Annotated in this window: 16 protein-coding genes and 1 tRNA gene; 9 read left to right on the top strand and 8 right to left on the bottom strand. The window is 64.1% G+C overall.

The features are described from left to right. Positions 1 to 91 precede the first annotated feature (91 nt). The gene (locus C7450_RS03140) at positions 92 to 1,105 is read left to right on the top strand and encodes a hypothetical protein (protein WP_110372898.1); all 1,014 of its coding nucleotides are present in this window, start codon (positions 92 to 94) and stop codon (positions 1,103 to 1,105) included. A 103-nt stretch (positions 1,106 to 1,208) separates the two neighbouring features. Here the strand turns inward: C7450_RS03140 and C7450_RS03135 are convergent, their stop codons facing one another. The 5 genes from C7450_RS03135 to C7450_RS03115 form a co-directional block, all read right to left on the bottom strand. Next, positions 1,209 to 1,724, bottom strand: a complete 516-nt coding sequence (locus tag C7450_RS03135) for a copper chaperone PCu(A)C (protein ID WP_110372897.1) — start codon at positions 1,722 to 1,724, stop codon at positions 1,209 to 1,211. A 139-nt stretch (positions 1,725 to 1,863) separates the two neighbouring features. Then, the gene (locus C7450_RS03130; protein ID WP_146227242.1) at positions 1,864 to 2,223 is read right to left on the bottom strand and encodes a DUF2946 family protein; all 360 of its coding nucleotides are present in this window, start codon (positions 2,221 to 2,223) and stop codon (positions 1,864 to 1,866) included. Between the two features lie 277 nt (positions 2,224 to 2,500). Further along, positions 2,501 to 2,574, bottom strand: a tRNA-Gly gene (locus C7450_RS03125). A 283-nt stretch (positions 2,575 to 2,857) separates the two neighbouring features. After that, on the bottom strand, positions 2,858 to 3,775 hold the full coding sequence (dapA, locus tag C7450_RS03120; protein ID WP_110372895.1) for a 4-hydroxy-tetrahydrodipicolinate synthase: 918 nt from the start codon (positions 3,773 to 3,775) through the stop codon (positions 2,858 to 2,860). Between the two features lie 115 nt (positions 3,776 to 3,890). After that, positions 3,891 to 4,178, bottom strand: coding sequence for a hypothetical protein (locus C7450_RS03115; RefSeq protein WP_110372894.1), 288 nt, complete (start codon positions 4,176 to 4,178; stop codon positions 3,891 to 3,893). A 665-nt stretch (positions 4,179 to 4,843) separates the two neighbouring features. Here C7450_RS03115 and C7450_RS03110 point away from each other — a divergent pair. Both C7450_RS03110 and C7450_RS03105 read left to right on the top strand, forming a co-directional pair. Continuing rightward, positions 4,844 to 5,962 carry a mandelate racemase/muconate lactonizing enzyme family protein gene (locus tag C7450_RS03110; RefSeq protein WP_110372893.1) on the top strand — a complete coding sequence of 373 codons (1,119 nt, stop codon included), beginning with the start codon at positions 4,844 to 4,846 and terminating at the stop codon, positions 5,960 to 5,962. A 12-nt stretch (positions 5,963 to 5,974) separates the two neighbouring features. Beyond that, complete coding sequence (locus tag C7450_RS03105) at positions 5,975 to 7,474, top strand: M81 family metallopeptidase (RefSeq protein WP_110372892.1); 1,500 nt, start codon at positions 5,975 to 5,977, stop codon at positions 7,472 to 7,474. A gap of 290 nt (positions 7,475 to 7,764) precedes the next feature. On the opposite strand, the gene C7450_RS03100 is transcribed toward C7450_RS03105, so the two are convergent. Next, positions 7,765 to 8,484 carry a FadR/GntR family transcriptional regulator gene (locus C7450_RS03100; RefSeq protein WP_170147017.1) on the bottom strand — a complete coding sequence of 240 codons (720 nt, stop codon included), beginning with the start codon at positions 8,482 to 8,484 and terminating at the stop codon, positions 7,765 to 7,767. 117 nt (positions 8,485 to 8,601) lie between these two features. Here C7450_RS03100 and C7450_RS03095 point away from each other — a divergent pair, with 117 nt between their 5' ends. The 6 genes from C7450_RS03095 to C7450_RS03070 all read left to right on the top strand — a co-directional run bounded on the left by C7450_RS03095 (position 8,602) and on the right by C7450_RS03070 (position 15,563). After that, positions 8,602 to 9,534, top strand: coding sequence for a dihydrodipicolinate synthase family protein (locus C7450_RS03095; RefSeq protein WP_110373233.1), 933 nt, complete (start codon positions 8,602 to 8,604; stop codon positions 9,532 to 9,534). Positions 9,535 to 9,548: 14 nt separating this feature from the next. Beyond that, positions 9,549 to 10,769 (top strand): aminotransferase class V-fold PLP-dependent enzyme, encoded by a 1,221-nt coding sequence (locus C7450_RS03090; RefSeq protein ID WP_110372890.1) that lies wholly within the window; start codon positions 9,549 to 9,551, stop codon positions 10,767 to 10,769. A gap of 15 nt (positions 10,770 to 10,784) precedes the next feature. Continuing rightward, positions 10,785 to 11,939 (top strand): amidohydrolase/deacetylase family metallohydrolase, encoded by a 1,155-nt coding sequence (locus C7450_RS03085; protein ID WP_110372889.1) that lies wholly within the window; start codon positions 10,785 to 10,787, stop codon positions 11,937 to 11,939. Positions 11,940 to 12,036: 97 nt separating this feature from the next. Continuing rightward, positions 12,037 to 13,596 carry an ABC transporter substrate-binding protein gene (locus tag C7450_RS03080; protein ID WP_110372888.1) on the top strand — a complete coding sequence of 520 codons (1,560 nt, stop codon included), beginning with the start codon at positions 12,037 to 12,039 and terminating at the stop codon, positions 13,594 to 13,596. Between the two features lie 40 nt (positions 13,597 to 13,636). Next, on the top strand, positions 13,637 to 14,545 hold the full coding sequence (locus C7450_RS03075; RefSeq protein ID WP_342588487.1) for an ABC transporter permease: 909 nt from the start codon (positions 13,637 to 13,639) through the stop codon (positions 14,543 to 14,545). A 64-nt stretch (positions 14,546 to 14,609) separates the two neighbouring features. Further along, on the top strand, positions 14,610 to 15,563 hold the full coding sequence (locus C7450_RS03070) for an ABC transporter permease (RefSeq protein ID WP_110372886.1): 954 nt from the start codon (positions 14,610 to 14,612) through the stop codon (positions 15,561 to 15,563). A 21-nt stretch (positions 15,564 to 15,584) separates the two neighbouring features. Here C7450_RS03070 and C7450_RS03065 read toward each other — a convergent pair whose 3' ends face one another. Together C7450_RS03065 and C7450_RS03060 are read right to left on the bottom strand one after the other, a co-directional pair. Further along, complete coding sequence (locus C7450_RS03065) at positions 15,585 to 15,896, bottom strand: NIPSNAP family protein (RefSeq protein ID WP_170147016.1); 312 nt, start codon at positions 15,894 to 15,896, stop codon at positions 15,585 to 15,587. Between the two features lie 65 nt (positions 15,897 to 15,961). Further along, the gene (locus tag C7450_RS03060) at positions 15,962 to 16,480 is read right to left on the bottom strand and encodes an Lrp/AsnC family transcriptional regulator (RefSeq protein ID WP_170147015.1); all 519 of its coding nucleotides are present in this window, start codon (positions 16,478 to 16,480) and stop codon (positions 15,962 to 15,964) included. Positions 16,481 to 16,491: the final 11 nt, after the last annotated feature.

The following is a 16,491-nucleotide window of genomic DNA, read 5'->3' as shown; positions in this document are numbered from 1 at the left end:
CAATCGCCGGAATGCACCGACAACGGCCCGACGGAGACCCAAACCTGAGGCGGACAAAGGGACGCGTGCCATCCGAGACATGACAGGACGCATGGAGGCTTTTTTGGCAAGTAAAAGTCAGGGCAGAGGGGACTGCCAGGAGGGAACGTTCGTTCGCCTGCCGCTGGATGGCTGCGTCGACTTCATCAAGACGCTGCAAAGTGATGGGCGGTGCCCCGCGACCCTGGCGGGGGTGCAGGGCGCCGCCTTTTTTGCCGACTATACATTCGCAATTGATACGTTGTTGGCGGAAAAAATTCGTCTCATCCGGAGCCGGCTGGGCGATGCGGATTGCGGAATTGTCGCCATTGATATTCCCGAGGGTATTGTCGCCGATCCGACGGCCGATGCCTTGATGGGCGCCATCATTGCATCGGCCATTACGTCGGCTTTCATGGTGCCGTCGGTCGATCGGCGCAACGGCACGCCCTTCACGATCTATACGGCCTCACAAGCGAATGAAGCGGCACTACAGAAGGCTGGGGTGAAATTTTATTCGCCGAACGAGCGCTTAGGGTTCCATACCGATGGAATGTTGCGAGAGTCGGCCGTTTATGTTCCACGCTATATTGCGCTGTACAACATCATTATTGCCTATAACAAGCCGGGTTGCTTCTACTGGGTGCCATTTGCTGGTTGGCCGCAGTTCGATGTATGGGCTGGCATGTTGGGGTGGAACAGGCCCTATCGTTTCGAGGCGACGCCGATCGTCTATGCGGGGGCGCTGGACAGGGCCGAGGACACGCGCGGCCATGTCATCGAAGCGCCAGTGTTCTGGCACGACGCGGGCGGGGGTGATCGCGCGGTGTTCATGAACGGGGAACTGTTGGGACCCGTCGATGGCGACGAGGCGTTCGACTATGGCCTCGTTGCGCGCATGAAACGGTCGATTGCGTGCGACGCCAGCCGCATCGCGCTGCCGCAGCGGCAGCGCCGCCTTCTCCTCATGAACAATACGGCGGGGTTCCATGCGCGTGATCTGTTTGACGAACCCATCCCCGGGGCTCGCTATACGCGATCCTTCATGCGCAGCGTCGCCTCGGAGGGTCCGCGGATCACGGCGTGATCCGCGCGATCGGCGCAAGTCCGGCTTGGGCAGTATCAGACGATTCCATCGAAGCCGGATTTGCTTCGCAGTGTCGAGGCGAGCCGAAGTCGCCAAAGCTCGTCTAGTGGCTGTGGCCGTCCTTTCCGGAGGGTGAAGCGCCGATCGCTTCGACCGTGAAGGATACGGGAACGGTGCCTGCCTTCTCGAAGGTCAACGTGCCGGAGAAGGGTTCGCCCTGTTTCGGTGCCTTCTTGAGGTCGAGAAACATCACGTGATAGGAGCCGGGCTGGAACGCGACTTCGCCCTTGGCCGGCACTTCGATTCCCTTGGGCATCTCCCGCATCGTCATGACGCCGTCCTTCACATTCATCTCGTGGATCTCCGTGCGGCCGGCGATTTCCGCGGTCGCGGATATCAGACGGTCAGCGGTATCACCGGAATTGACGATGACGAAATAGCCGCCAGCGACCTTCGCCCCAGGGGGCGTGGCGCGCGACCATGGATGTTTGACCTCCAGGTTGCCGGCCTTGAACTCGTGGGCGACGGCTGCGGGCTGAGCCGCAACCAGCAGAGGGGCGGCGAGGGCGAGGGCGGTCAGGACGCGAACGACCGGACGGTGGATGGCTGACGAGACCATGAAAAGCTCCGTGAATAGCCAAGGCTCAGAAGTCGAGCCGGGTATGGAAATGCGAACGGGCGGTATCGCAGCGCCCTGACCGGCGTGAAACCGGTCGTCGCAAGAGCGAAGGCTTGAGTATCAGAAGAAGGCTTGGGTTTCAGATCAGGATGAGGACTTGCCGTGGCGGTGCACGCGCGTGTCCCGCCCTGCGCGGATGCGCATGGGGCGGAGCGTCCGGAACCCAGGTGAGGACGCGCGTCATCGCGGAGGGATCGCGGCCGATGACGGCAGAAAGGGGAGGCGGCGGGGCCATGCCCTGCCCGGACATCCCGCAGCCAAGAACGCAGCAGGCCAGTATATGCCCCCGCTCAGGCGAAGAGGAAGGCGGTTGTTCGCCGCTCGGCGTGCAGAGAATGGTGGCGGGACCGACGGGCATCGCAGCCGCCTGCATGCCGACGATCACACCCATGAGCAGCATCTCGATGGCGACGACATAGGCCATCCCGAGCGCGATCATCGCGCTCCAGCCCATGCTGCGCCTTTGCCTCTGCCTGCTCAGGACGTTGCCCTCATGTTTTGATCGCCATCGACCTAGCATGCGGCCGGGGGGAGGGAAACCCGCCGGTTGATTGATGTCGCCATGGCTTCGCCGGGTCTGGCCCGGACGGCCCCTCATCGTTGACCAGGAGAGGCCGCCCCGACAGGAGGCTTGGCGCGACTAGACGACATTGATGGTGCTAGCGGCAGGCTTGACACCCGCGGGCCGCGCCGCGAGGAGACGAAGGGGGGAGGGCTGGAGCGGGCGAAGGGAATCGAACCCTCGTATGCAGCTTGGGAAGCTGCCGTTCTACCATTGAACTACGCCCGCCTGAAACGCGCTTGATATCGCAGCGTTTTTCCCAATGCTGTCCGGCAAGAACCGTAAGCGGGACACCTCAGGTTCCTGATTGGTAGCCTACCGGCCTGTGCTGATCAAGCCCATTGATATGTCGTTTTAGGAGGCTCGCTCCGCGTGCGCTGAGCTGCATATAAGCTTCCATCCGCTGCTGGATGAGCTGTCCGATATGGAAGATATATCGGCGAAGGCGTTGCATCGCTTGAACCGTCAATACTACGCCACCTCATCAGGACTGATCGCTCGGGGCAACGCCTCAGGCGGCCACGGATGTTTTCGCCAGGCCGATTTCATCGTCAGCGAGAAGCCGCTGGGTGATCTCGGCCAGGCGGTCCATTGTCTGTGCCGTGGCCGGCAGAAGGGGAAGCCGGGGCACAGGGTTACAAAGGCCGAGCAGGCCAAGCGCTGCCTTGACGGGCGTGGGGTTCGTTTCAAGAAACATGAGGTCATGCATCGGCGAAAGCCGCTCCGCGATGTGCTGAGCCTTTCTGACGTCGCCGCGATCCCAGGCGGCATGCATGTCGGCGCAGAGGGCTGGCACGAGGTTGGCCGTCACCGAGATGCATCCGGCGCCTCCCGCGGCCCTGTAGGCCAGCGCGGTCGCGTCATCGCCTGAGAGCTGGACGAAATCGTCACCACACAGGCGACGGAGCCGTGCCGGACGGGCGAGATCCGCCGTCGCATCCTTGAGGCCCTCGATGACGCCCTCCGCGCTGAGCTGGGCGATCGTCTCGTCGCGGAAAGCTACGCCCGTGCGGGATGGCACGTCGTAAAGCAGGATGGGCAGCCGTGCGGCCGCGTAGACCGCGCGAACATGAGCCTTCAGGCCCTCCTGCGTGGGCCGCACATAGGGAGGCGCGGAGACCAGCAGCGCGGTCGCGCCGGCCTGCCGCGCGGCCACAGCGAGACTGGCGGCTCGCTGCGTCGAGGGCGCCCCCACACCCGCGATGACGGGAACGCAATCTCGCACGGCGTGCGCGACAACGGCGATGGCCTCACCATGCTCCTCAGCGCTGAGAGCGGGGGCCTCGCCGGTGCTCCCACAGACGACCAGGGCTGACGATTTCTGCTCGACCGCGCGGATGGCAAGCCGCGCCAGCGCCTGCTGGTCCAAGAGCGCGAGATCGTCCGGATGAAAGGGTGTGACGAGGGCGGGGATTGACCCCGTTAACATGTGGCAGGGCCAGGAACGCATGACGGAAGACCTTTCCGTAACATCTGTTATGGAGCCGCGATGGCAAAGTCTGATGGGGAAGGCGCGTTGAACGGTCTGCTCGCGCGCTTCCGCATCAAGCTGCGCGCCTCATCCGATGGAGTATTGTAGGGTCGGCATGGCCCTCGACGCCGGGTGAGGCCGTTGTCAGGCTGAGCTCGATGATGCCTGCGACGAGGGCGATGGCCTGGGGCCGCTTGCCGCATTCGGACAGCGCGAATTTCATCGCGTGCTCACGACTGGTGAACAGGCCGCCTTTGCTGCCGCTTTGATTGCGGACCACCCATTCGCCATGTCGGTTCTGGCCGACGAGAAAAATCAGACCTGATCGGGAGTTGGAACTTGGAGGCTCTTTGTCGTCCATGATCTCAAGCTGTCCTTGTCTATAAGGCTCTCAGTGCCGATACTGCGGTGAACGATGGGTTGTTGAACCGATTGTCGATTGGGTATCGCTGGCCGCGGATGATGACGAGGTCATGCGCTGAATGGCCGCCGGAAATTCGCTCTGCATGAATGGCTTGGACTGACGCTGTTCAGGCATCGACAGTCCTTGTCGATGCGGTCATCGCATCGCGTGCTGTCATGCTCCGAACCTGTCCCGCGACAATGAAGTCGCATCTGTGCCTCCGAACGACCGGTCGCGCTTCTGCCTCGATCCGGCACCCCATTAAGATGCCGAGCGACGCATAGGAAAGCGAGAGGAGCCTCGACCGATTTTCATAAGAAAAGAAAAGTCGCGGTCTGCGTCTTTGATCGCGAAGACTTGTCGTCAACCCGTTGATCCAAAACATGGCGTGATCAGCGCCTCCTGTTCGCCGCACTCAGGGCGACGCGGCCACGGGGTGCTTGCGGATTTTCCCAAAGTTGTATATTTGTCGAACATCATCGTAGCGCGTCTCAGGAGAGCACGCTTTGCACAGGCGGGCGCCGTTGTTTTTGTCCATCCTCGCTGTGGAGCGGAGATGGGTAACAGCGCAACCGCGATAATCCGGCGCATCAACGGCCGGCCGGTCCGGGTGGGGAAGAACCGTGAAGATAACGGATATCGAAGGCATCATCCTGAGGCTTCCGGTGGTGCGCGCCATCGGCGACGGCTGCCAGTCGGTGCTCCTGATCCGCGTGCATACGGACGAGGGGCTCGTCGGTATCGGGGAAGCCCATACCAATCCGCTCGTCAGCAAGGCGATCCTCGATGCGCCGCTATGCTCGGTTTCCGCGGAGGGCCTGCGCAGCCTGCTGATCGGCGAGGATCCGCGCGACATCGGCCGGCTCTGGGACAAGATGTACAAGCACTCGGCGACCTATGGCCGGCGGGGCGCCCTCATGCATGCGATGAGCGGGGTCGATATAGCGCTGTGGGATCTCCTGGGAAAGATCGCGGGTCTGCCGATCCATCGCCTGCTGGGCGGGCCACGCCGTGACGCTGTCCGCGCTTATGCGAGCGACCTGTCCCAGCCGGATCTCGGCGATACCATCGCGCTTGCGCGCCGCCACTGCGAGGCCGGCTTCAGGGCCATGAAATTCGGCTGGGGGGGCCTCGGGCAGAATCCGCGCGCCGATGCCCGGGCGGTCGCGGCGATCCGCGCCGAGATCGGCGACGCCATGGATCTGATGATCGACATCGGCGTGCCGATGCCGCTCGACGATGCGCTTTATCTCGGCCGCGCCTTTGCCGATTCCGGGGTGTATTTCCTCGAGGAGCCCCTGTCGCCGGATGACGTCGCGGGCTTTGCGCGGCTTGTCGCCCAATCGCCGACGCCGATTGCCACGGGCGAGAAGGAAACGACGCAATATCCCTATCTCGACCTGATGGACCGTGGCGGCCTGCGCATCATCCAGCCGGATGTCGCGCGCGTCGGCGGAATTTCGGAAACCTTACGCATCGTGCATCACGCCGAGGCCCGCGGCGCCCGCGTCATCCCGCATTGCTGGTCGACCGATATCCTCGTCGCGGCGACCCTGCACGTGCTGGCCGTGCAGCGGGATGCGCCCTATCTCGAGTTCAACGCCACGGACAACCCGCTGCGCACGGATCTCCTGGTCGAACCCATGCGGGTCGTCGACGGCTTCGTGCGCGTGCCGGACGGGCCGGGCCTCGGCATCACGCTGAACGACGACACCATCGCGCGCTATCGCTGGACCGGCTGAGGATTTGCGGACATGCCCAATATTGCCATTGCTCGTTTGGGGCACGAAGGAAACAGTTTCGCGAGCATCAAGGCGACGCTGGACGACTTCAGGAATTTCGAATGGGCGAAGGGCGAGGAGGCCGTATCCTTCTATCGCGGCAGCAACACCGAGATCGGTGGTGCCGTGGCCTTCTTCGAAACCCATCCGGAGTGGCAGCCCACCTATCTGCGCTGCACCTTTGCGACCCCGTCCGGCGAAGTCACCCGCGATACCTATGAAGAGCTTCTCGCCGAGCTTTTGGCCGGGCTCGCAGCGGGACCGCCGGACGGCTCCGGCCGGTGGGACGCCGTCTATCTCGGCCAGCATGGCGCGATGCAGGTCGAGGGGATCGACCACGCCGACCACGACCTCCTCACCCGCGTGCGCGCGGTCATCGGCGAGACCCCGCTCGGCGTGTCCTACGACCTCCACGCCAATATCACGCAGCCGCAGCTCGACCTGTGCGATATCGTCGTGGGCTACAAATGCCACCCGCATACCGACATGGCGGAAACCGCGCAGAAATGCCTGACCTTGCTGCTGCAGCGCGTGGCCGGCAAAATTCGCCCTGTCGGCGTAGTGCGGCCGATGCATGCGCTTCTGCCGAGCATCAACGCCCGCACGACCGACGGCCCGATGGCCGAGGCCGCGGCTTTCGCCCGGGGCTTCGGCGAGGGCGCGGGCCTGCTCGATCTCACGATCTACCAGGGCTATGCCTATGGCGACCGGCCGCATGCCGGCGCTTCTGTCGTCGCCTATGCCGACGGCGACGCTGCGGCGGCGGAGCGGGCGGTGGAGGCCACGCTCGGCGAGCTCCGGCGGATCCGTGATCGCCTGTTCATCGCCATGCCGACGGCCGATGTCGGAATGGCGCGCGCGCTGGGTATCGCCAGACAGGGCCAGGGCCCTGTCGCGGTGATCGATTCCGCGGACTATCCCGGTGCCGGCGCCAATGCCGACACGCCCGGGCTGCTCCGGGCCGTGCTCGACGCCCGGCCCGATGTGCCGACGGTGATGGCCTTCTTCTGGGACCCGGCGACGGTTGCGCGAGCGGTCGAGGCCGGCATCGGCGGGGAGATCGAGGTTGCGCTGGGCGGGCGGCTGACGTCTGACTTCGGTTCGCCGGTCACCGCGCGGGCCAGGGTGACGCGCCTGACCGACGGGCGGATCGTCAATACGGGGCCTTTCTGCAACGGTCTTGCCTTTGACTACGGCCAGACGGCCGTTCTGGACATCGAGGGCATTCAGGTGATCATCACCGAGACCTGCCTGACGGTGACGGATCCGAGCTTCTTCGACCTGCACGGCATAGACTTGAGCCGCATCGGCATTCTTGCCATCAAGGCGAAGAACCAGTTTCGCGCGGCTTTCACCAGCGTCTTCCCGACCATGATCGACGTGGATGTGCCGGGGCCGGCGGCCTACGACTTCGCCAGCCTGCCGTTCCGGCGGGTGCCGCGGTCGCATTTTCCCTTCACGCGGGAGGCGTGAGCGGGCTGTTGCAAAACGGTTTCTCGAGCCATTCGCGTGTCATCCCCGGCGCGATTGGCTAAGCCAATCGTGGGAAGGGGATCCATCATCATCAAGCGTTACGTCATTGTCCTGGATTCCCTTCCCCTCGGGCCTTGCGGCCCTCGGCCGGGAATGACATTGCCACGAATGACATTGCCCCAGCAAAGCCTGCGCTGCTCAACAGCCTGATCTAGGCGTCCTAAGGTCGCCTTCATCCTGAACTCGGCCTGATGGCCGCCAGGGGGGGGCCAGATCGGTCCGGACCGCCGCTACGGCTCCGTATCGGACACGAGCCGTGTCCGGGCGTTATCGATGTGATGACGCATGGCCGTGCGCGCCCGGTCGGCATTACCCTCGACGAGGGCCGAAATGATCGCCGCATGCTCGTCCTGGACGAGGCGGTGGCGTTCCGGGCGCTTCTTCAGCGACAGGCCGCGCGTCATTTTCAGGCCCGCATCGAACAACGGACGGAGATTGCGCAGGGTCGCGACGAAGAGCTCGTTATGGGCCGCCTCCGCGATCGCCTCATGCAATTCGATGTCGATCTCGCTGCCCACCTGGCGCGCACCGATGATGGCCTCGAGCCGCTGGTTGATCGACTGGATATGCGCGAGATCCGCCTCCGTGCGGCGCTGCGCGGCGTGATAGGCAGCCTCGCCCTCGATGGCGATGCGCAGCTCGAAAAACCGCAGGACGTCCGCAACCGCCCCTTTGGGGGCGTAGTCGAAGAATTCGGAATTCGGCCGGCGCTGGACATAGGTGCCGGAGCCTTGGCGCGCTGCAACCAGTCCATCGACCTGAAGCCGCGACAGCGCTTCGCGAACGATGGAGCGCGAAACTCCAAAGACGTCAGACAACTGATTCTCCGAGGGCAGGCGTGCCCCCTCGGCATATTCGCCGGATACGATGCGCTGGAGGATCTGCTCATAGAGCTGGTCTCCTAGCCGCAAACGCTGGGCCGGCCGATATTTCGCAATGCTGCCGCTCATCTCTGTTCCATTATCCGCCATAGGTTTCGACATGGGTTGGCATGGCACGCCGGTCGCTTGACTCGGGTTTCAATCAAGCTATAAATACATCTGACATTTATACAAGTGGGGGGTGGCGTGAAGATTGATGCGGTGGCCTTTCACGATCTCACACGGTCTGTCATCGCGGTTCCTCCCTTGGCGCAGACGCCTGCGCTGACCTTGGCGAAAGCCGCCAATGCCACCTTGATCAATTATCTCGAGCAAGGTGGGGTCTCGACCCTGATGTATGGCGGCAACGCCAATTTTTACAACCTTCCCGTTAGCGCCTACGCCGAAACCCTTACTTTCCTCGCTGAGGCCGTCGCGCCGGACACATGGATCATTCCGGCCGTCGGGCCGGATTTCGGCCGCATGATGGATCAGGCGCCCGTCGTACGTGATTTGAAATTCCCGACCGCGATGGCGCTTCCGGCCTATGCCGGCAGCTACACATCCGCGGGGCTGGCCAGGTCGCTGCGCTACTTGTCCGACAAGATCGGTGCCCCGGTCCTGATGTATGCCAAGCATGACCGCTGCATCGCGCCCGCCGACCTCCGCCGCCTCGTGGATGACGGCGTCGTCGGCTGGGTGAAATACGCGGTCGTGCGCCAGGATCCCGCGGAGGACGATTTCCTGCGCGCGCTGATTGATGTTGTCGATCCACGGCGCATTATCAGCGGCATCGGCGAGCGCCCCGTGATCACGCATTTCGAGACCTTCGGGCTATCGAGTTTCACCTCGGGTTCGGTGGCGGTGGCGCCGCGACTGTCGAGCGCCCTGCTGAGGGCGCTTCAGGCCGGTGACCGTGCCGCCGCCCATGCCATCAGGGATTTGTTCATGCCGCTCGAGGATTGCCGGGACGCCTTCGGGCCGGCCCGCACCCTCCACGATGCGGTGACGCTGGCTGATGTGGCCGACATGGGGCCGATCGCGCCCTTGCAAAGCAATCTCAACGAGACGGAGCGGGCGCAGGTGGCTGCGGCAGCGCGCGATCTCGCCAACAATGACGTCGCTGCCCTTGCAGCCTGAGCGGGTTCACCATCATGTCCTCCTTTTTCGAACAGCACGGCTTGCGGCGCGTCATCAATGCATCGGGAACCGAAACCGTTCACGGTGCGAGCCGGTGCTCGCCGGCGGTCGTGCAGGCTGTCACCGATATCCTGCCGAACTGGGTGGAGATCGCCGATCTGCAGCGCGCGGCCAGCGAGACGATTGCGGCTGTCACCGGCGCTGAAGCCGGGATCATCACCGGCTGCTCGGCGGCGGGCATCGCCATCTGCGTGGCGGCTGCCATGACCGGTCAGGATCTCGCGAAGGTCGAGCAACTGCCGGACACCACCGGCATGAAGAAGCGTGTGATCCTGCAGAAAGGCCACGAGGTCAATTTCGGCGCGCCGGTCAGCCAGATGGCGCGGATCGCCGGCGCTGAGGTCGTCGAGATCGGGACGGCGACGTCCTGCGCCGTCTTTCAGCTCGAGGCCGCGCTGGCCGGCGACGTGGCCGCGGCGCTCTATGTCATTTCCCACCACACCGTGCAAAGCGGGATGATCGATCTCGCCACGTTCTGCGCGACATGCCGGAAGCGCGGCGTGCCGGTCATCGTCGACGCGGCGGCTGAATATGACTGGCCCGCGATGATCGCGGCCGGCGCAACGGCCGTCATTTTCAGCGCGCAGAAGGCGGCCGCCGGAACCACCGCCGGCATCATCGCCGGCGAGGAGGCCTTCATCCGCGCCTGCTATTATCAGGATCGCGGCGTCGGCCGGGTCATGAAGGCGGGCAAGGAAAGCATGGCCGGCGCCATGGCCGCCTTGGCCCAGTGGCAGGCGGCAGACCGCGCGGCGATCAAGCGCGGCGAAGAAGAGCGCCTGGCCACGGCCGAGAGGCTGCTCGCCGGCATTCCCGGGCTTCGGCTGGAGCGCCAGCCCGACCCGCCCGGCAATCCTTTCGAGCGCCTCATGCTGCATGTCGACCCTTCCGTCGCGGGCCTGAACGCCCATCAACTCGGCGAGGCGCTCGCCGCGGGTGACGTCAAGGTGGTGCTGCGGTCGCTCCACACCGACCGCGGCTACCTCCTGCTCGATGTCCGCCGGATCGATGACGCCGAGCTTCGGCTGATCGCCGACAAGGTCCGCGACAGCCTCGCCAATGCCACCGAGACGGACAGGACCGCCGCAGTTCCCGCGAAGGGCGACGTCGCGCGACGCGCCCTCGCGGCATGGCCCGCCCGCTCAGCCCCGAAATCGCCGGTTGATACGGCCTGAACAGAAGAGTTCGACATGGCTTATGATCTCCTCATCAAGAACGGCCATGTCATCGACCCCGACCAGGGCATCGATGGCCTCTTCGACGTCGCCTTTGCCGACGGCCGCGTGGCGGCGCTAGCGCCGTCGATCAGCGATGCATCAGCCGGGGAGGTGCGCGATGCGGCCGGGCTTTATGTCGTGCCCGGATTGATCGATCTGCACACGCATGTTTATTGGGGCGGCACCCTGCTCGGCGTCGAGGCCGAGCGCGTCGCCCGGGCGTCCGGCATGACGACGGCCGTCGATGCCGGCAGCGCCGGAGCCGGCAATATTCGCGGGTTGATCGACCTCGTCGCCCCGCGTTCGCCGGTACGGATCCTCGCCTTCCTCAATCTGAGCCTCGTCGGTATTTTCGTCGGTGACGGCGTTCACGTCGGCGAAGCCGAGGACCTGCGCTTTCTCGACATTCCGCTCTGCGTCGGGGCTGCCAGGGCCAACGCCGAGCATGTCGTTGGCGTGAAGATCCGCGTGGGCGCATCGACGACAGGGGCGCTTGGCGCCATCCCGCTGCATATGGCCATCCGCGCCGCCGAACTGGCGGGGGATCTGCCCGTCATGGTGCATGTCGGTGCCGGCATGCCGCCGCGCATCGAGGACATCGTCGATCCGCTGCGGCCGGGTGATGTGCTGACCCATTACTGCACGCCTAAGGAAAACTCGCCTCTGACCAGCCGCGGGCAGCTGCGGGATTGCATGATCGCTGCGAAAGAACGCGGGGTCATCATGGATGTCGGGCATGGATCGGGATCCTTCGGCTTCGACGTCGCGCGTGTCATGCTCGAATCCGGCCTCTCGCCGGATGTGATCTCCAGCGATGTCCATATGAAATGCATCGACGGACCTGCCTATGACGTCCTGGCGACCATGTCGAAGTTCCTGGTGCTCGGCATGCCCCTGGCAGAGGTGATCCGCGCGGCCACCGCCACGCCGGCGGCGGTCTGCCGGCGGAGCGATCTCGGCACGCTGCGGCCCGGTGCCCACGGCGACGCAACGCTCCTCGAAATCCGCAAGGGCGCGGTCGTCTTCAAGGACAGCATCGGCGGATCGTTGCAGGCCGACCGACGCTTCGTCCCGCGTGGCACGGTGATCGCGGGCCAATGGTGGCACGATGGTGCGGCGGCAGCCTGATGGTCGTCCCGGCTTGTGCCGTCGGCTGCGCGTTCCTTTGGAGATGAAGAAAATAAGTAGATCCGGCTGAAATACAAACAAGAGGGGAAATACAACTATGTTGATTTCACGCAGAGGACTGATTGCGGGGGCGCCGGCGACGGCCCTCATGTTGGCGAACCGCAAGGCTTTCGCGCAGATCGCCGGAAAGAAGGGCGGCGATATCATCGTCGGTATCGGCAGCCCCATTCCGTCGCTCGACATCATGGGGACGACCGACGACGTCGGGCGGATCATCAACCTGCATCTCTATGAAGCGCTGGTGACCCGCGACGAGAAATTGCAGCCCTCGGCTGGGCTCGCGGAATCCTGGGACATTTCGCCGGACGGGCTCACCTATACCTTCAAGCTGCGCAAGGGCGTCAAGTTCCATAACGGCAAGGAGATGACGGCGACGGACGTCAAGGCATCCATCGAGCGCTATCAGCGCATGAGCCTGCGCCGGCGCTATCTCGACCAGATCGCTGAGGTCAGCATCGTCGATCCCGGCACGGTGGCGGTCAAGCTCAAGGCGCCACAGCCGCTTTTCCTGAACAACTTCAGCCAGCCGGAAGTCTTGGTGGCCATCCTGCCGGCCGAAGACGGCGACAAGGATCCGGGCAAGACCAGTTTCATTGGTACGGGCCCCTATAAGCTCGTCGAGAACAAGGCCGACAGCCATGTGAAGCTGGCGCGTTTCGACGACTACGCGCTCGATACGCGCTATCCCGGCCCGAGCGGCTATGGCGGGCGCAAGGACGCCCTGTTCGATACGCTCACCTTCCGCATCATCGCCGAGCCCTCGGCCATGGTGGCGGCCATCGAGACCGGGGAGATCCATCTCGCCGATCTCGTGCCGGAACATGCGGTCCCCGGTCTCAAGAACAACACGGCGCTCACCGTCATCAACCGCATGCCGACGGCCATGCAGAATATGAACATGAACATGGCCGTGGCGCCCATGGACAAGCTCCCGTTCCGCCAGGCGATCGCCTCCATCCTCGATATGGACGAGATCCTCGCGGGCGCGAGCGACGGCAACTATCGCCTCAACCCCTATTTGCAATATCCGGGCTATCCGCTGTATCCCGAAGGGGTCAAGGCGCCGCTCTACAATATAAAAAACGCCGAAAAGGCCAAGAAACTTGTAGCGGAGTCGGGCTATAAGGACGAGGTTATTCAGATCATCGGCGCCAGCACCTTTCCCTGGCACTCCAACACGGCCCTCATCGTTTCCGAGCAGTTGAAGTCGATCGGCATCAAGACGCAGATCGAAACCATGGACTGGCCGGCCGTCGTGGCGCTGCGCGTGAAGAAGACAGGCTGGTCGCTCAACCCCGGCCAGTTCGGCACCGGCCCGTGGCTGGGCGATCCCGTGTTGTCGATCGGCGATCTCGGCGGCAAGACGTCGGCCAATAACGTGGAAGATCCCGTCCTGGCGCAGATGGTGGCCGACATGCAGTTGAAGCCGACAGCGGAGGAGCGCAAAGAGGCGTGGTACAAGGCGCAACAGCACATCATCGACAATGTTCTGTCGATCAAGCTGGGCGATATCGGCCAGACCCAGGTGCGCAGCAACAAGGTCGTCGGTTTCACGCCGTTCCGCACCACGCGTCTGTGGGGCGTCAGCTTTGCATGACAACGTCAGCCTGAGCGAGGCCCCCCGGGTTTCGACCGTTGTGGCCTCGCAAGCCGGAGCCTCTTCTGCTGACGTCTTGCCCGTGGCACCCCGGCAGCGCTTCTGGCGCTCCCGGGTTTTCCGGCAGTTGCTGGCGCACCGGAGCTTTGTGTTAGGATTTACGATCGTCGCCTTCATGACGCTGGTCGCGATCCTGGCGGGATGGCTGATCACCCAGGATCCGCTGCGCATTCAGATGCGTTACCGCTTCCAGCCGCCGTTCAGTGGCCAGTTCTGGCTCGGCACGGACCATCTCGGGCGTGATCTCTACAGCCGCCTGGTGATGGGGGCGCGCGTATCGCTGCGGATCGGCTTCTGGGTGATGATCGTCTCCGGTGTACTCGGGACCATCATCGGAGCCTGCGCAGGCTATTTCCGAGCCTTCGACGGCATCATCATGCGCTGCATGGATGCCTTGATGGCCTTTCCCTCGATCATGCTGGCCATCGCCATCGCCGCGGCGCTGGGGCCTTCCGACCTCAATGTCGTGCTTGCTCTCTCGGCGATCTATGTCCCGACCACGGCGCGGATCGTCCGGGCGTCGGTGCTCGTCGTGCGCGAGATGAGCTATGTCGAGGCCGCCGTCTCGGCCGGAGTGAAGCCCTTCATCGTGCTCCTGCGCCACGTCCTGCCCAACAGTTTCGCACCGCTGATCGTGCAGCTCAGCTTCATCTTCGCTTATGCGGTTCTCGCCGAAGCGGTGCTGAGCTTTCTCGGCGTCGGCACGCCGCCGCCCACGCCGAGCTGGGGCAACATCATCGCCGACGGGCGGTCCTATATCCGCGAGGCGCCCTGGATCACGCTTATTCCCGGAATTGCCGTCACCTTGACGGTGCTCGCGCTCAACTTGCTCGGTGATGCGCTGCGCGATGTGCTCGATCCACGCTTGAAGGACAGGGCGGACGCATGAGCGCGCGGCAGATCTCCAGGATGGCGCCCAGCCCTGCTTTCCGCCGGCCCGGAGGGACCGCAGCATGACACGCTATATCCTGCATCGGCTGATCGCCTCGATCCCGGTGATCTTCCTGGTCACGCTGATCGCCTTTTCGATCATGCAGCTCGTGCCGGGCGATCCCGCCGCCGTCATCGCCGGCGCGAATGCCACGCAGGAGGAGGTCGAGCTCGTCCGCCAGCAACTCGGGCTCAACGAGCCGTTCCTCGTCCGGCTGATGCAGTGGTACGGTTCCCTGCTGCAGGGCGACCTCGGCCAGTCCATCCTGCTGCAGCGCAGCGTGACCAGCGCCATTATCGAGCGCATTCCGGTGACATTGTCGCTCACCGCCTATGCCATGGTGCTGACGGTGACCTTCGGCGTGGCCGCGGGTGTCGTCGCCGCGGTCTATCGCGGGAGCTGGGTCGACCAGGCCTGCATGGCGAGCGCGTTGCTGGGCGTCTCGCTGCCGAACTTCTGGCTGGCGCTCATTCTGATCTTCGCCTTTGCGGTGGGGCTCGGCTGGTTTCCGACCGGTGGCTACGTGCCGTTCAGCGAGGATCCCGCGGGCTGGCTGAAGGCGCTGACCTTGCCGGCCTTCACGCTCGGCTTCCTGCAGATGGGCCTTCTGGCGCGCATCACGCGGTCCAGCATGCTGGAGGTGCTGAACCAGGACTATGTGCGCACCGCCCGCGCCAAGGGGCTGCCGAGCTGGCAGATCATCAACAGACATGCCCTGCGCAATGTCGTCGTGCCGGTCGTCACCGTCATCGGCATCATCACCAGCCACATGGTGAGCGGCTCGGTGGTGATCGAGACGGTCTTCTCGCTGCCCGGCATCGGGCGGTTGGTAATCCAGGGCATCCTGCGCCGGGACTATCCCGTCATTCAGGGCGGCTTGCTCGTGACGGCCGTCGCCTTCGTCCTGATCAACCTCATCGTCGACGTGCTCTATTCCCGCCTCGACCCGCGGATCCGCCTCGCCGCCCGCGCCTGAATCCGTGCAACATGGAGGCCTTTACGGCGCGGCAAACGGCACGGAGCGGAAGATCTGGCTGTCTTTGCTCTGGATGAGCGGGTGCAGTTCCTCGCTCATGGCTTTGAAGCTCGCGTCGGCATAGAGCGCCGCGCGGCGGTGGTCCCGGTCCTCCCAGCTCTCATAGCCGAAGATCTGCACGACCTGCTCGATCGGCCCGGTCTCCGAGGTGAGGAAGCCGAGGCATTGGCCGAGATGTTTCTTTTGCAGGGCAAAGCCGATGCGGTGGAAGGCCGCGAGATACTGCGCCATCGTCCCCGAGCGGAAGGTGTAGGTGCGGATTTCAACGATCATTGGCGAGGGTCCATCTTTGGACATCGGTTGACGAGGCCGCGGGAGACGGCATGAGGGGCACGGACCTATTCGGGATCATCGATCGGTGATGCGGGCGGAAAGCCCGCTTCCTGTTCGAGCCCGAACCAGGTTTCCCAGGTCCACGAACTCTTCAGCGTCTCCACCTGCGGGAACACCTCCACTGACGTGATATGCGGCAGTTGGGCCGGCATTTCGTTGCGGATGAAGTTGTGCAGCGAGTGCATCGTGGTGTGTAGGCTCTGCAGGATGATGTCGGCGCTGCCGAAGGAAATCGAAACGAAGCGTACGGAGGCATATTCGGCGATCCGGCGCGCATAGTCGTCGACATAGGCCGGCGGCACCTTGAGATGGATGAGGGCGACGACGTCGAAGCCGAGCGCGATGAAATTGCCGACGGCTGCAATGCGAATGAGGCCGGAATCCGTGAGGCGGCTGACGCGCTGGCGGACCGTTGCCTCCGACACTTTCAGGTCGCGCGCGATCTCGCGATAGGGCTGGCGGCCGTTGCGGGAGAGCGCGGCGATGATGCGCTTGTCCAGCGCATCGAGATTGATCCCATTCACGTCTCTCTCCT

Source organism: Chelatococcus asaccharovorans (genome assembly GCF_003201475.1).
Classification (GTDB): Bacteria; Pseudomonadota; Alphaproteobacteria; order Rhizobiales; family Beijerinckiaceae; genus Chelatococcus; species Chelatococcus asaccharovorans.
The sequence above is the reverse complement of the archived record's forward strand: the minus strand, read 5'-3'. Positions and strand labels throughout refer to the sequence as shown.

Excerpts from the sequence above, each read along its gene's own strand:
- C7450_RS03100 (WP_170147017.1), bottom strand. The coding sequence starts at position 8,484 with ATGAGCGGCAGCATTGCGAAATATCGGCCGGCCCAGCGTTTGCGGCTA.
- C7450_RS03080 (WP_110372888.1), top strand. The coding sequence starts at position 12,037 with ATGTTGATTTCACGCAGAGGACTGATTGCGGGGGCGCCGGCGACGGCC.
- C7450_RS03140 (WP_110372898.1), top strand. The coding sequence starts at position 92 with ATGGAGGCTTTTTTGGCAAGTAAAAGTCAGGGCAGAGGGGACTGCCAG.
- C7450_RS03130 (WP_146227242.1), bottom strand. The coding sequence starts at position 2,223 with ATGATCGCGCTCGGGATGGCCTATGTCGTCGCCATCGAGATGCTGCTC.
- C7450_RS03065 (WP_170147016.1), bottom strand. The coding sequence starts at position 15,896 with ATGATCGTTGAAATCCGCACCTACACCTTCCGCTCGGGGACGATGGCG.
- C7450_RS03090 (WP_110372890.1), top strand. The coding sequence starts at position 9,549 with ATGTCCTCCTTTTTCGAACAGCACGGCTTGCGGCGCGTCATCAATGCA.
- C7450_RS03135 (WP_110372897.1), bottom strand. The coding sequence starts at position 1,724 with ATGGTCTCGTCAGCCATCCACCGTCCGGTCGTTCGCGTCCTGACCGCC.
- C7450_RS03105 (WP_110372892.1), top strand. The coding sequence starts at position 5,975 with ATGCCCAATATTGCCATTGCTCGTTTGGGGCACGAAGGAAACAGTTTC.
- C7450_RS03115 (WP_110372894.1), bottom strand. The coding sequence starts at position 4,178 with ATGGACGACAAAGAGCCTCCAAGTTCCAACTCCCGATCAGGTCTGATT.
- C7450_RS03070 (WP_110372886.1), top strand. The coding sequence starts at position 14,610 with ATGACACGCTATATCCTGCATCGGCTGATCGCCTCGATCCCGGTGATC.
- dapA (WP_110372895.1), bottom strand. The coding sequence starts at position 3,775 with ATGTTAACGGGGTCAATCCCCGCCCTCGTCACACCCTTTCATCCGGAC.
- C7450_RS03085 (WP_110372889.1), top strand. The coding sequence starts at position 10,785 with ATGGCTTATGATCTCCTCATCAAGAACGGCCATGTCATCGACCCCGAC.